Raw genomic sequence first — 12,438 nt, forward strand, 5'->3', positions numbered from 1 at the left:
CTTCGGCTTCTGCATCACGATCTTCGCAGGCTGTGCCGGTTTGAAGGGTTGCAGCTTGGCCGGTTGAGCAGGCTTCCACGGCTTGAACACCGGCACGGCTGACGGCGGCGGCTTTGGCTTTTTGCTCAAGCTCTTATTGACCGCTGAATCTCTCGGCAACGGGTTCATCTTCGATAGCCCGATGTCGGCAGTCTTGTCATTGAGGCACAAGCCGCCGCGATTGCTTTCTACTGGGGAAGACGAAGGCCCCGTTTTTCCTGGCCGCTGGGTCAATTCCCATGAATTGCAAGCGGGGGATGTCATTACTGGCCGTGACGGCCGGCCGCAAATCATTCGTCAGATTCATCAACGGTATGAAGAATCGTTTCCGGTCTCGAACCTGACAATCGGAGACTTCCACAATTACGCGGTCGGCGTCGACTCCATTCTTGTCCACAACGAATCGTTGTGCGACGATGGAATCGAAAGGTTGAATGAACTCGTCAACCAAGGAGCGGTAAGACTTGAGGATGCGGAGTATTACGCTCTGTCGTTTGACAATGCCGACGAAATCCTTAAGAAACTGGATGATTTTCGTGCCCCAAACACAAAGATCGTCGAACGTGGATCCCTAGACTGGTCCATCGTAAAGAAGAAGACGGGTGAAACTCGTTGGCAACACATTCAAAAGCGCGGCATCAACAACACCAAGAAAGACCTTCATGGTGTCTTTGACGAAGATGCCGTTCTTACCGTACAAGAAGCGTGGTATCGTGCTCAGCGGCTTGGCATCAGGATGGACGACACCGGAACGTTGGTCGTGCCGATGGGTAGACGAGTAGGCTGGGAAGGCGGCAAGTTAGGCACAGGCGTTGACTTACATAGTGTCACGATCCACACTACCGACGGCACAAAAATCATAACAGCATATCCTTCAAAGTAGACAAATGGCACACTGGTGCAAATCATGTCCTCGATGTAACCAAGGTCGCCTTTTCCTCATGCGGCGAGACGATGACGGCTCCTTGTATCTCCATTGCGAAGAATGTGAATGGGCATGGCAACATCCAAGTCAGATCACACAAATAGACGCTGGCACACTTGGGATTGACTACGAAAGCGAACCGGCGACCATTGCGGACATAGAAGCAGCAGGCTGGACGAATTTCGCACTACACGAGGACGAGTAGCTTCTAATCCTTCGGCTTCTGCATCACGATCTTCGCAGGCTGTGCCGGTTTGAAGGGTTGCAGCTTGGCCGGTTGAGCAGGCTTCCACGGCTTGAACACCGGCACGGCTGACGGCGGCGGCTTTGGCTTTTTGCTCAAGCTCTTATTGACCGCTGAATCTCTCGGCAACGGGTTCATCTTCGATAGCCCGATGTCGGCAGTCTTGTCATTGAGGCACAAGCCGCCGCGATTGCTTTCTGCTGGGGAAGACGAAGGCCCCGTTTTTCCTGGCCGCTGGGTCAATTCCCATGAATTGCAAGCGGGGGATGTTATTACTGGCCGTGACGGCCGGCCGCAAATCATTCGTCAGATTCATCAACGGTATGAAGAATCGTTTCCGGTCTCGAACCTGACAATCGGAGACTTCCACAATTACGCGGTCGGCGTCGACTCCATTCTTGTCCACAACGAATCGTTGTGCGACGATGGAATCGAAAGGTTGAATGAACTCGTCAACCAAGGAGCGGTAAGACTTGAGGATGCGGAGTATTACGCTCTGTCGTTTGACAATGCCAACGAAATCCTTAAGAAACTGGATGATTTTCGTGCCCCAACAACAATTCCCGGCGATGCCGGTTTCATTGGGCCACATAAGAATAGTTGGACGCTGACTCCACAGGGAGCAGGCGCACATCTGGTTGAACGTGCAAACGTTAGTGGGCGGTCAGCGTTGCGTCAGTTTGACCAACCGGGAACGCCTCGATTCTATCCATCGGGTTCGCCTGAGAATGCTGGTGCTGCTCACATTCGGCTGCACCGAGCAACTAAAAATGCTGGTATTAAACTTCGACGTGGAGGGAACTCGAATCTCTCCGATGCAGAATTGTTGCAACGATATAGGCAAGCATATTCAGACCCGGCTTTGCGTGGGATTCGGGGAGACGTGCGAACTCCAGACGGTAGTACAGTTATCGGCACAGATGTAACCCCGTCAGAAGCACTGGATTTGTTGCTGCAATGGGGCGGGTGATAATTAGGACAAGACAATGGTAATTGATGGAAAGACAATCTGCTTAGAAACTGCTGGCATTGGAATCATCTTTCATTCGCCGAAGTTTGCTGAGCATATCTCAGAAGAAGAAGACTATCTTGAGTCTAACTACACGACTGAGGAGCAGGTTCAATCGCACATTCAACAAGGGACGATTGTTGGGTTCGGTACCGGAGCATCTGGCACATTCATCCTTCACTTCCATGCAGGCTATCCTGAAGAGCAGTTCCTGCTTGACTGTGACTTCAAGTTGCGATTAGCGGTAAAATGCGTAGGCGGTAAGCTGTGTTTTCGTGACCTGTATGATTTGATGGATTGGTTTTCCGATTGCCCAGAGGAGCAACTTCTCGACATTGAGGATGGCATTTACCATGTAACTCTTTGTTCAAATCGACCGGCTTCTGGATATCTGGGAGACCAACAGGAAATCCACGTTTACCTGCAATTGCTTGATCAGTTTCCAGCACTTGCCAAAGAAGGGATTCCAACACTCTGCACCTAACGATTTTAAGCGAACTTACACCTTCTGCATCACGATCTTCGCAGGCTGTGCCGGTTTGAAGGGCTGAAAGCGTGCCGGTTCAGCAGGCTTCCACGGCTTGAACACCGGCACTGCCGTTGGCAATGGCTTCGACTTCTGCTTCAAGCTCTTGTTGAACGCTGAATCCTTCGGCAATGGATTCGCAGGCGACATCCCTTTGAGTCTGCCATCGCTGCCCAGCAACAGCCCTTCCTGTTGCTTCTGTCGTTCTCTCAGCCATTCGTGAAACGTCTTCATGCAGTATCTATGGCGATGGCTGACGGCTTTCCCGTGCGTGCGTGAGCGGTTTGCTTGAACATAAAGAAAAAGCAACCGGCGAAGAAAAGGTGTCAGGACTCTTTTTTCCTCCGCCAGCACATGATACCCTGCTGTCATGGGTAGACCAAAGCGAGCCGACGAAGCGGGCGGCATTTATCATGCCTTGAATCGAGGCAACTCTCGGGCGGCGATCTTCGATACGCCGGACGATTTCGAAGCGTTTGAACGCATCTTGGCCGAGGGGCTGTCGCGGTACCCGTGTCAAATTTTAGCCTACCAACTGATGCCCAACCATTGGCATTTGGTCGTCCGCCCCACGGCTGACGGCGGCATGAGCGATTTGCTGCGGTGGGTCACCCTGACGCACACGATGCGCCGACACGCGCACTGCCACACTTCCGGCGAAGGGCACATCTATCAAGGGCGGTTCAAGAGTTTTCCGGTGCAAGACGACGGGCATTTTCTGGTCGCATGTCGTTATGTCGAACGCAATGCCCTGCAGGCTGGCCTGGCAACTCTGGCCGAAGACTGGAAATGGGGATCGCTCGCCCGTTGGTTGGCCAAGCCGAGGCGAAAGCCCGATCTCCTGACGCCGTGGCCGATCGCCCGACCTGGTCATTGGAAAGACCGAGTCAATCAGGCGATGTCCAAGAAAGAAGTCGACGCCGTCCGCCACGCGATCCGCCGAGGCTCCCCCTTCGGCGATCCCGATTGGACCCAGTCCATTGCCCGCCGCCTGAACCTAGATTCCACCCTCCGCCCCCGCGGCAGGCCGAAGAAGGTAGCGCCTGGTTGACACAAAGAGTCCTGACACCTTTTCTGTTCCGATGCACTATCCCCTCGGGCATCGATCGGATTGGGACGCCAGGCGGATCCTACCCCTTTTACCCCCTGCGGGTTCCAGCGGGGATTTCTAGGCCACCCGTTTTTCGTCTAGAGTAGGTATATCGCCCGATTACCCGGGATGTTCACTGGCTTTATCCCTGGTAGCTAACCGGGATAATTTACTGTTATCCGTCAAATAGTCTCGTGTGATTTCGAGTGGGTTGCTTGAACCCACGCAGATCGTGAAGCCAGATTCACCCTCTACTTAAGCAGGTAACCAGTATGCCAAAAATTCGACGACCAAACTTGCAACTCGTGCACGTTTCCGACATTGACGTATCCACAAAGTTCTACACGGATATTTTTGGTTTCGATCCATTCTTCATCACTCCACGGTATGTTGTGTTCAAGATTGACGGCGATGCCGATTTCGCAATTTGGTCAGGTGGCGATTCGCCAGATCCTGAAACGCCTCGCTTCAGCGAAATTGGCATCAATCTGGATTCCGACGATGAAGTCACTTCACTTTACAAAGAATGGAGCGACCGAGAGGAAGTTTCGTTCGCCCAGCATCTTCACACCGCCGTGTTTGGTGAGACATTCCAGATCAAAGATCCGGATGGCCACATCATTCGCGTTTCATCAAAAGACTGACGGATAACCAATAAGGATTTGACTTCGCGTGGATGCGGCGGTTGAGTGGCAGGGGCGGACGGTGCCAGGCACCTTAACTGGCAATGACATGTACACCCATCGCGCCGGCGACTACTTGTACTGGGAATTGGCTGACAGGTTACACCTACACTTGGGTGGAAGGAGTTGATGGATGCCCTGGAATGAAAACCGTTTGCTATGATTGTGGCTACGATTATGGATACGGCAACTGCTCTTGCGGTCAAGAGGAGGAGGCGAAGGATTGTAATTCGCCGGGTGCCACTGGCCAACAGCCAGTGTCTTCTTGAGTTAGGGGCAAGGTCCGAGTCGCGATTCCGTCTGAGGCAAAGAGCACGGGTTCCTTCCAGTGGTGCCCGGCGCCAATCGCCAGCAGCAAGAACGGAATCAGGACGGAAAACAGTTTCCAGGCGATTAGCGACATTCTTCGATCGCTCTGGAGTGCTCCCCAAATCCTGATCCATTCGTTATGAAAGATCCAGAGCCAAAATTCTGGCAAAGGATTTTTCATGAGCAAGAAGCGACGTCGGAATTCGGCCGAACAGATCATCAAGAAGTTGCGGGACGCGGACGCCATGTTGTGGCGGGGTACCGTCCGTCAAGTTGCGCACATTTGATTCTCAGCCTGGCTCTCAAATGTGCGCATTATTTAGGACGTTATCACACGGGGAATCCAGGAAAGAACAAATGGCCCCGCAAGAGCACCGCGAACCTCTTTCGCCGCTCGCCGGACTCTGTGGAGAGAAATAAGATTTTGCTTCTCTTTTTCTGCTGGTCGCTACAACCAACGGACATCACTTCCGCACCGCTTCCACAATAGGACGGCCCCCAGTCTCTTTCGCTTGACAAAGCGCACGGATTTGTGGTCGATTTCGGGGTGCGGATGGAGTTGCTCGCTCGGCGACGGTTGGCGATCTGAAGTTTGGATGCGAAGCGATTGTAAGCGCCGGTGGGCGGACGGTTTGGGGTTCGGCTGGCGGCGAGGCGGTCAGGCCGTGGAGCGCGAAAAAAAACGTGGCGGTCCAGTCCACTAACTCAGGGGCGCTGATGCGTTGGAGGGGAATCGGCGGTGCGTTGGGGAGATGAAAAAAATGTGTGCGGTGGTCCAGTCCGGTCTTCGCGGGCCGGGCTAAGCCATGCTCTTCTCGCGAAGACGCGATAAGAGCATGGCACCAGATATCCAGACCCCGTTTCGCGATTCCGGATTGGTGATTGGGGCATTCGGGCTTATTTAGACATTCGTTATTCGACCTTCGTCATTTAGCTGGCGGCCGGATTCCCTCGGCTCGCGCCTCGGGTTAGTGAAGAGTTGGCCAACCCGTTTTAGACTTGCGCTCTGGGGTGCGCTTTTTCGTAGGCTTCCTTCAGCCTTGTCGTACTGACGTGGGTGTAGATTTGCGTTGTCACCAGGCTTTTGTGGCCTAGTAGCTCTTGGACGCTGCGGATGTCGGCGCCTGCGTCGAGGAGGTGGGTAGCGAAGCTGTGCCGTAGGGTATGCGGCGAGGTGCGGGTGTCGAGGTCGGTTTGGGCGATGTACTTTTCGAGCATGCGGCCGACGCTGCGGGTGGTCAAGCGATTGCCAAACTTGTTGGTGAAGATCGGCTTCTCTTTGGCGGCGGCCGAGCGAACGCTCAAGGTTCGTTTGGCGAGCCAATCTTGCAGCGCTTTAGCGGCAAAGCTTCCGAGCGGACCGAGACGTTCTCGCTTCCCTTTCCCACGAACGCGGATCAAGCCTTGCTCGAAGTCGACGTCGCTATCGTTGAGCCCGACCAGTTCGCTGACGCGGAGGCCGGCGCTGTAGGTGGTCTCTAAGATCGCCCGATCACGCAGGCCAGCGGCGGTGTTGGTCGGCGGGGCATACAGCAGCTTGCTGATTTCATCGGTCGTCAGAAAGTGAGGGAGCTTCCGCTTGCGGCGCGGGTTGCGGAGCGGCTTGGCCGGACTGCGGTCGACCAGGTCCTCGCGCTGGGCGAAGCGGAAGAAGGAGCGCATCGAGGCGAGACGGCGGGCGATGGTCGTTTCGCTGTAGCCTGCGTCACTGACGGCGGCGACATAGCCGCGCAGGTCGAGGGTGGAGACTTCTCCGGTGGTGGCCGGCGCGGCGTAGAGTTCTTCGAGATAGTCGACCAGCGCTTCCAGGTCTTCGCCGTAACTTTTGATCGTCAGGTCGGACGCGTTACGTTCGACCTTGAGGTAACGGAGGAAGCGGTCGGCGGCGGCTCGCATATCCACGGCCGCGGGCTCCTGTTATTCGAATTCGTCGAAATCGAGATGATCGACGCCGCCCAAGTCGATGGCGCCTTTGGCCGGATACTCGAAGCGCGGCTTGACGGCCGAGCTAGCAGCTTCGGGCTTTTCGCTCTCGGGCGCCGACGCGCGGATCTTCTGGCTCAGTACGGCCGCATCATACCACGAAAAGCTGAGTTCGGGGTTCGAAGCGTAGCGGCCAAGGGTTCGCAAGGTTTCGGCGCGACGGCTGTCATTGAACATGAAAACGTAGCGCTCGGCGCCTTTGACCAGTGCTAGTACATTAATCTCTTCAGTCACGTGAGGCTCTCTTATCCAAACGCTTCGGGAAACAGGCGGCAATAAGCGTTATCGGCTATCGTGCCACCTCAACGCCACTTTCGATTTTCCGGCGCCGCCACGAAGTGAGAGCATCTCGGTAATGTGCGTGTAGCAACAGAATCGAATGAAATCATCGCTACGATCCAAATATCCTTGCCACCCGCCGATGCGGGCGTCGTCGATGAATGCATAGTGGTCTTGCGCGAGTTCGGTGAAGTCGGTGTCGTTTTCGTCATAGCTGCAAATTTGCGAGATAATCGGGCCGGAGTAAGGCAACAGCGGCGGGCGCGTCGGACTGGGCGGCGGCGGTACGAAGCCGCGAGGATCGGGCCAACCGTTGGGGAGCGGCGGCACTGGCGGCGGCGAGTTGCCGTCTGCTAGCGGATCGCCGATGCTAGCGGGACCGTTGACCTCGGGCTGTGTGGGCTTTGGGGCGGATTCCATTTGCTGGGCGAGCGGATCGTTGGAGTTTTGCGGCGGCTTCGCATTTGGGTCAGGCGTTTGGGTGAGCAGCTGCTCTTTGGCGAGCGCGAACTCGGCCTCCCAAACATGCGATTCCGGAATGAATTCTTCGTCGGCGGTTCCCCAAGGCAAGCCATAGCCAGGCGGGATCGCATGAAAACCAGGATTGACCGCGTACCAGTTGATCGCCAGCGTCATCCGTTTGGGATAGTACGGCGTGTAGTCGGTGATCGAACCGACGACGACGGCGTCGACGCCCAGCGTTTCGCCCAGCTTGCGGATCTCTTCGAGATCGCGGCCGCGATTGCCGCTCGCTTCCATCGCACGAAGCACCACGCCCACCGGCACGACTTCGAAACCACGGATCCGCTGCAACTGACCGTAGTAGGCGATCGTCACATCGTCGGCGTTCAGCGTGGGAGCGTCGCTCTGATTATTGAAAGGAATAATCGCGACTTTGCTGAGCTGCGGAAATGGATTGTGAAATTGCGGCTGACGCTTGGTCTCGGGAATGGCGGAGCATCCCAAGCAAAGCAGCCCAGCTAGCAATATCAACCAATACGGACGCATGAAAGTGAAGGTCGCTTGCAGGATGCCCCCCTGCGCGACGAGTCCCTGACGCCGAGAGCGCAGGAAATCATGTCATTGCCTAGCAATCGACAAAGTCAGCCCAATCGCATTAGTCGGAACGAAAGAATTTTGGAAGAAAGGAAGATCGACCTAGACCAACGACTGCATGCTAGCGAGGCCGATCGGTTCGCGGCTGGTGAAGGGCTCGCCGTAGCGCTTGCCGATTGTCTTGCCCCAGTACGAGGCTTCGTCGCGCAGTTTGTCGAGGAAGGTGGGCGGCTCTTGCGGGCGGCCTTCGACGAACTGGCTGTGATAGCAGGCGATCGACGCCGCCTTTTGTTCCCAGTGGTCGCTGATGTCGAGGACGAACGCCGGCTGCGGGGTCATCTTCAGATGGACGCAGTAATAATTGTAGATTCGCTCGGGATGGAACGGCTCGCCGGGCATGTCGGTGTTCGACAGCTTCGACCAAAAGCGGGCCGCATCAACCAGTTGAGTGGCGGCAAGATGATCGGGATGGGCGTCCTCCCAATACGGCGCGAAGAGCCAGCGGGGGCGCACCTGACGAATGACCGAGGCCAGCTGCTCGCGGGCTGCTAGCGTCGGCTCGAGACTACGGTTGGGTAGGCCGAGGTTTTGTCGCCAGTCGAGGCCGAGGATCTTGGTGGCGGCGGCGGTTTCGGCGGCCCGTTTTTCGAGCGAGCCGAACGGAGTCGGTTCGCCGGTGGTCAGATCGAGCACGCCGATGCGGCGGCCTTCGGCCTTGAATTTGAGGATGGCGCCACCCATGCCAAGTTCCGCGTCATCGGGATGGGGGGCGATGACCAATACGTCCAGCTGCATTTCGACACCAATCGAGGGAGAACATCCAGGGGAAGTTGCTATGGCGTTGGCTTGGCGGTTTTGACAGACTCCGGCCCTTACCTCGGCCCTGTGCCCCGCCTGACCAAGACTATGAACCGCATGACCTTACTACTTTTGCTGGTCGCCGCCAACTTCCTGGTTGGATGCCAAACGTGGCGTCCATGGAACAAGAAAACCAAAGATGCGCCGATCGACGCCGAAGTCGAGGACGAAACGAGCGAAGCGAAGACCTACATGGAGTCGGTCACCGAAGAGGTTTCGGGCTTCTCGAAGGCGTTTCGTGGGGGAAGCGGAGATAGCGGAACGGGGCTGAGCGATCGGTCGCGCGACATCGAGCGCCGCCTGGGCTATAAGTAGCCGCTGCTGACCTAGCTGCCTGTTGAAAAATGCCCTCGTGGCATTTTCCAACCTCGCCAGGCTCAGAGCATCGCTCTTCGCGGCTCGCAAAATAACGACTTACCTCGCTATTTTGGGATCGCATCCCTGCGATCCAGCAGCACGTTGAGAAAATCAACGGACTGCTAGCCGGCCTCCGCCGCCTTACCGCTGGTCAATGTCGCGGCGGATGGTTCGCCGAAGAGCCAACTGCGAGCTTGCTCCAGGGTGCGAAACACCTGGCCGTTGAGCAGGGCGCGATTTCGCAAGACGGTTTCGACAAACTTCAGCTGCTCGTACTTGTCGGGATCGGCGGCGACCCAAGCGAGACGATGCTTCCAGGTCATGCCGGCCTCGGTGAAGACCTCGATGTGCTTAAACGCTTCCAGAGTCGACATCTCCTCTTTGGTTTCGGCTTCGCCAATGATGTTGTAGCAGTCATGCTGCTGACATGCGTCAACGATCCGGCGAAACATCACAAGAGACTTGGCGGCGGTGTTATTGCCGCGGGCGACCACGTGGATATGGTCGCCTTGGAAATCGATGATATTCTCGTCCATCATCATTCGCTCCCTGAGGGAAATGCCGAACTGCCGCGGATTGCCGGACAGCTTTTAGGTGGCGGAGGAGTCTTGGGATTTCGAAGCTTTGGCGTCTGCTTGCTCTGGCGAGAGGAGCCACTCGCGCGCTTCCTCGCGCGAGCAAAACAGGTGACCGTTGATTAGCGCGCGGTTGCGCAAGACCGTTTCGATGAACTGCAGCTGCTCGTACTTCGTGTTCTCTTCGGCCACCCAAGCGATGCGATGCTTCGCCGTAATGCCGGCCTGCTGGAAGATCTCGATGTGCTTGAAGGCGTCCATCGTCGACAGTTCGCCAACGGTCTTGGCCTGATTAAGAATGTTGTAGCAGCCGTATTTGTCGCAAGCGGCGACGATCTGCTTCCACAACTCCAGAGAACGAGGGACGGAGTCAAATCCGGTCACGATGACCGAGAGATAGTCCCCCATGTATTCGATGAAATTCTCGTGTTTCATGGCACTTTTACCTTCCGCTGGGATAACGCATCACATCACCGGAAATCGCCAGAGGAGCCGCTGTTATCCGCTGATGCGGCAATGCTGGAGGGTATCCAAACGTCACGTCCCCAAGTAACGCCCGCCAGAGCCATTGGACCGCCGCTGGGGGGTAACAAATCGACATGTCTAGATATCTCTTTTTAGCGAGCTTTCATCTGACAAGTTAAACCACGGTTTGTCGCAAATTCAATCTCTTGGCGAGAAAACGGCCGAAAATGGCCCGTATTTTCCTTCTACCCTTCGTTGCCAGCCTAAAGAACGGCAAATCGCCGCAGCAAGACAAGGTAGCTCACTGGGGCATTAACGCCGATTATGGCAGAAATTGACCCCGCAAAAACCAGCAAACTCATTGCTTTTTAATTGGCATGCCGATGCTCTTATTTAGGACGCTTATCACGTCCGATCATCCTCTACTTTCTATGCGCGAGTCTTTTCGGTTCAGGGCAGCCTTCATGCGCCAATCAAATTTACTTTCCACGAAGAAAACTGGTTTTACGCTAGTCGAGTTGCTGGTCGTTATCGCGATCATCGGCGTCTTGATTGCGTTTCTCTTGCCGGCGGTGCAGCAAGCCCGCGAAGCGGCTCGCCGGATGCAGTGCACGAACAATCAGAAACAGCTCTCGCTGGCGCTGCACAACTATCACTACGTCAACCAGAATTTCCCGATGGCCGCGTGCAATAACTCGGGTCGGATTGGCGTGCAGTTCCGTTTGTTGCCCTATCTCGAACAGCAGAACCTGTTCGACCAGGTGGAATACACCACCAACTACATCCACAACGTCGACCTGGCCAAGACGCGGATCGATGGTTTCCTCTGCCCGAGCGGATCGACCGTGATCTCGGCCCGCTCCGAGACGATTGGGGACGAGCCGGACGCCTAACAGTCCGTTGATTTTCTCGACGGACTGCGTGATCGCAGGGATGCTATCCCAAAATAGCGACGTAAGTCGTTATTTTGCGAGCCGCGAAGAGCTACGCTCTGAGCCTGGCGAGGTTGGAAAATGCCACGAGGGCATTTTCCAACAGGCAGCTAAGGAAGAAGATGCTGAGCTGACGATCGAACTGACCGACGGCCTGCGGTAACCCATCGGCCAGGCGTTGCTCTTCCGAGAAACAACAGCCCGCGACAGGAACTCCCGTCGCGGGCTCTGTTTTTATCTCGACCGCCTAGTCGCGGCGACTGGCGTAGATCATGACGTAGTACAGCAGCGTCAACACTGCCTGCAGCGTTGCGGCGACATAGGTCAGGGCCGCGGCGTACAGCATGTTGCGGACCGCCGGCATGTCGTCTTGCGGGACGATGTTCAGATCGACCAGCACCCGCTTGGCTCGCGCACTGGCGTCAAATTCGACCGGCAGGTTAATCAGCTGAAAAACGACGACGCAGCCAAACAAGACGATGCCGGCCAGCATCAGGAACTTGAAGTTGAAGACCATGCCGAGCAACAGCAAGATCCAGCTGGCGCCACTGCCGAAGCTGGCGGTCGGTACCGCCAGGTTTCGTAAGACCAGCGGCGCGTAGTGTTTGGCGTCTTGGATCGCGTGTCCCGCTTCGTGGGCGGCGATGCCGACCGCGCCGAGCGAACGCGATTGGTAAACGTCGGGGCTCAATCGCAGCACCTTGGCGCCGGGATCGTAGTGATCCGACAGGTGACCAGGGATTTGCTCGATCGAAACGTCATACAGGCCGGCCGAGTCGAGGATGTGCCGCGCGGCGGCGGCGCCGGACAACGGGGCCGGCTTCTTCATCGCCGACGCGTAGGTCGACTTCAGCCACATCTGGGCGATAAACGCCAGCAGCAAGGCTGGGGCGATGATCAGGAAGTACATCGGGTCAAAAAAGTACATGGCGTCTTTCTCGCCTTTCAATGCAAGGTGTAGGAGCGGCGCGACTTGGCAGAGAGTCTGCCAAGCATTGGGGTATTCGCCCACCGCCGCTCGGAATTATAGACCTGCAAAATGGCAGGTACAGCTCCTTTTGGGCTTATTCAGCAAGTCGCGTTCCGCAACCGTCAAATTACCTAAATT

Annotated in this window: 15 protein-coding genes; 7 read left to right on the forward strand and 8 right to left on the reverse strand. The window is 56.1% G+C overall.

Annotated features, from left to right (window positions below; genetic code table 11):
* Nucleotides 1–82 precede the first annotated feature (82 nt).
* The 3 genes from Enr8_RS00005 (at nucleotide 83) to Enr8_RS00015 (ending at nucleotide 2,701) form a co-directional block, all read left to right on the forward strand.
* Nucleotides 83–922 (forward strand): polymorphic toxin-type HINT domain-containing protein, encoded by an 840-nt coding sequence (locus Enr8_RS00005; protein WP_146428580.1) that lies wholly within the window; start codon nucleotides 83–85, stop codon nucleotides 920–922.
* Nucleotides 923–1,260: 338 nt separating this feature from the next.
* The gene (locus tag Enr8_RS00010) at nucleotides 1,261–2,178 is read left to right on the forward strand and encodes a polymorphic toxin-type HINT domain-containing protein (protein ID WP_146428581.1); all 918 of its coding nucleotides are present in this window, start codon (nucleotides 1,261–1,263) and stop codon (nucleotides 2,176–2,178) included.
* A gap of 16 nt (nucleotides 2,179–2,194) precedes the next feature.
* Nucleotides 2,195–2,701 carry a hypothetical protein gene (locus tag Enr8_RS00015; protein WP_146428582.1) on the forward strand — a complete coding sequence of 169 codons (507 nt, stop codon included), beginning with the start codon at nucleotides 2,195–2,197 and terminating at the stop codon, nucleotides 2,699–2,701.
* Between the two features lie 15 nt (nucleotides 2,702–2,716).
* On the opposite strand, the gene Enr8_RS00020 is transcribed toward Enr8_RS00015, so the two are convergent.
* Nucleotides 2,717–3,115, reverse strand: coding sequence for a hypothetical protein (locus tag Enr8_RS00020; protein ID WP_146428583.1), 399 nt, complete (start codon nucleotides 3,113–3,115; stop codon nucleotides 2,717–2,719).
* Between Enr8_RS00020 and Enr8_RS00025 the strand changes: the two genes are divergently transcribed.
* Nucleotides 3,114–3,794, forward strand: coding sequence for a transposase (locus Enr8_RS00025; RefSeq protein WP_146428584.1), 681 nt, complete (start codon nucleotides 3,114–3,116; stop codon nucleotides 3,792–3,794). The two genes, Enr8_RS00020 and Enr8_RS00025, sit on opposite strands and share 2 nt — an antisense overlap.
* 311 nt (nucleotides 3,795–4,105) lie before the next feature.
* Complete coding sequence (locus Enr8_RS00030) at nucleotides 4,106–4,477, forward strand: VOC family protein (protein WP_146428585.1); 372 nt, start codon at nucleotides 4,106–4,108, stop codon at nucleotides 4,475–4,477.
* Nucleotides 4,478–5,818: 1,341 nt separating this feature from the next.
* Here Enr8_RS00030 and xerC read toward each other — a convergent pair.
* The 4 genes from xerC to bshB1 form a co-directional block, all read right to left on the reverse strand.
* Nucleotides 5,819–6,721 carry a tyrosine recombinase XerC gene (gene xerC, locus Enr8_RS00035; protein WP_146429925.1) on the reverse strand — a complete coding sequence of 301 codons (903 nt, stop codon included), beginning with the start codon at nucleotides 6,719–6,721 and terminating at the stop codon, nucleotides 5,819–5,821.
* Nucleotides 6,722–6,742: 21 nt separating this feature from the next.
* Nucleotides 6,743–7,042 carry a hypothetical protein gene (locus Enr8_RS25140; RefSeq protein WP_186767341.1) on the reverse strand — a complete coding sequence of 100 codons (300 nt, stop codon included), beginning with the start codon at nucleotides 7,040–7,042 and terminating at the stop codon, nucleotides 6,743–6,745.
* 48 nt (nucleotides 7,043–7,090) lie between these two features.
* Nucleotides 7,091–8,053 (reverse strand): hypothetical protein, encoded by a 963-nt coding sequence (locus Enr8_RS00045; protein WP_246119891.1) that lies wholly within the window; start codon nucleotides 8,051–8,053, stop codon nucleotides 7,091–7,093.
* A 192-nt stretch (nucleotides 8,054–8,245) separates the two neighbouring features.
* On the reverse strand, nucleotides 8,246–8,938 hold the full coding sequence (bshB1, locus tag Enr8_RS00050; RefSeq protein WP_146428586.1) for a bacillithiol biosynthesis deacetylase BshB1: 693 nt from the start codon (nucleotides 8,936–8,938) through the stop codon (nucleotides 8,246–8,248).
* 120 nt (nucleotides 8,939–9,058) lie between these two features.
* On the opposite strand from bshB1, the gene Enr8_RS00055 reads away from it, so the two are divergent.
* Nucleotides 9,059–9,316, forward strand: a complete 258-nt coding sequence (locus Enr8_RS00055) for a hypothetical protein (protein ID WP_146428587.1) — start codon at nucleotides 9,059–9,061, stop codon at nucleotides 9,314–9,316.
* A gap of 164 nt (nucleotides 9,317–9,480) precedes the next feature.
* Here the strand turns inward: Enr8_RS00055 and Enr8_RS00060 are convergent, their stop codons facing one another.
* Nucleotides 9,481–9,894 carry a hypothetical protein gene (locus Enr8_RS00060; RefSeq protein ID WP_246119892.1) on the reverse strand — a complete coding sequence of 138 codons (414 nt, stop codon included), beginning with the start codon at nucleotides 9,892–9,894 and terminating at the stop codon, nucleotides 9,481–9,483.
* A 54-nt stretch (nucleotides 9,895–9,948) separates the two neighbouring features.
* On the reverse strand, nucleotides 9,949–10,368 hold the full coding sequence (locus Enr8_RS00065) for a hypothetical protein (RefSeq protein WP_146428589.1): 420 nt from the start codon (nucleotides 10,366–10,368) through the stop codon (nucleotides 9,949–9,951).
* A gap of 494 nt (nucleotides 10,369–10,862) precedes the next feature.
* On the opposite strand from Enr8_RS00065, the gene Enr8_RS00070 reads away from it, so the two are divergent.
* Nucleotides 10,863–11,291 (forward strand): type II secretion system protein, encoded by a 429-nt coding sequence (locus Enr8_RS00070; protein ID WP_146428590.1) that lies wholly within the window; start codon nucleotides 10,863–10,865, stop codon nucleotides 11,289–11,291.
* Nucleotides 11,292–11,577: 286 nt separating this feature from the next.
* Here Enr8_RS00070 and Enr8_RS00075 read toward each other — a convergent pair whose 3' ends face one another.
* Nucleotides 11,578–12,258 carry a zinc metallopeptidase gene (locus tag Enr8_RS00075; RefSeq protein WP_146428591.1) on the reverse strand — a complete coding sequence of 227 codons (681 nt, stop codon included), beginning with the start codon at nucleotides 12,256–12,258 and terminating at the stop codon, nucleotides 11,578–11,580.
* Nucleotides 12,259–12,438 lie beyond the last annotated feature (180 nt).

This window comes from Blastopirellula retiformator (assembly GCF_007859755.1).
In the GTDB taxonomy this organism is placed as follows: domain Bacteria; phylum Planctomycetota; class Planctomycetia; order Pirellulales; family Pirellulaceae; genus Blastopirellula; species Blastopirellula retiformator.